Source organism: Georgenia thermotolerans (assembly GCF_009193185.1).
Classification (GTDB): Bacteria; Actinomycetota; Actinomycetes; order Actinomycetales; family Actinomycetaceae; genus Georgenia; species Georgenia thermotolerans.
Genome location: NZ_VUKF01000114.1, coordinates 1 through 809, shown reverse-complemented (window position 1 = coordinate 809; position 809 = coordinate 1). Strand labels below are relative to the sequence as shown.

The following is an 809-nucleotide window of genomic DNA, read 5'->3' as shown; positions in this document are numbered from 1 at the left end:
CAGGTGCGCGGCGAGCGCCGCCCCGAGCAGCGCGGCCCCCACCGCCAGCAGCGCCCCGGTGGCGGCGGGCTGGGCGAGCGCGGACTGCAGCGCGAGGTTGCCGGACCCCTGCACCGCCGTGGCGACCGCGCCGCCGGCGAGGCCGGGCACGGCGGCCCACAGCCCGGCCACGACCAGGGCGAGGCTCGAGGCCAGCGCCGCCGCGGCGGCGACGAGGGCGAGGAGGACGACGCCGAGCACCACCCAGCCCCACCCGGCGGCGGGGGAGGGGCCGGCCGCGCCGGGCGTGACGACGATCGGGGCGCCGTAGGCCAGGGTGAGCAGCCCGAACGGGGTGAGCACCAGGCCGACCAGGACGGCGACGACGTGCGCCCGCAGCCGCGAGCGCGGCGGGACGGGGCCAGCAGGGGGTGCCTGCTCCTCGGTGCTCACATCTCTCCCTCCGGCCGGAGGAAAAACCTTATCCCGCGGCCCGGGACGTGCCCGTGCGAGCCGGGCCGGGACGGGCCCGTGCGAGCCGGCCGGGCGCGCCCGTGTGAGCCGGGGGCGGGCCCGGCCGCGGCGCCGCCCTACGCTGGCAGCCATGCCGGACGTCACCGCCGCCCTCGAGGCCCTCGCCCGGCTCGACGGCGTGCCCGAGGCCGCCGCCCGGGCGCGGGAGGCGAGCGCCGCGCTGCGCTGGCACGAGGGGCTGCGCCGGCGCTGGCGCGAGGCCCGCGCGGAGACGGCGGTGCGCTCCGCCGTCGCCGGGGCGGTGCTCGAGGGCGGCCCGGTCGAGGCCGCCTGGCTGCGCGGGCAGGTCGCCGCCG

General features: G+C 82.2%; 1 protein-coding gene and 1 pseudogene. One reads left to right on the top strand and one right to left on the bottom strand.

Annotated elements, in window-relative coordinates; all coding sequences use genetic code 11:
- Positions 1-432: hypothetical protein (locus tag GD970_RS21420; protein ID WP_226925533.1), on the bottom strand; the 432-nt coding region annotated here is incomplete at its 3' end.
- Between the two features lie 151 nt (positions 433-583).
- On the opposite strand from GD970_RS21420, the pseudogene GD970_RS21415 reads away from it, so the two are divergent.
- Positions 584-809: pseudogene (locus tag GD970_RS21415) on the top strand (cell filamentation protein Fic); the annotation flags it as partial.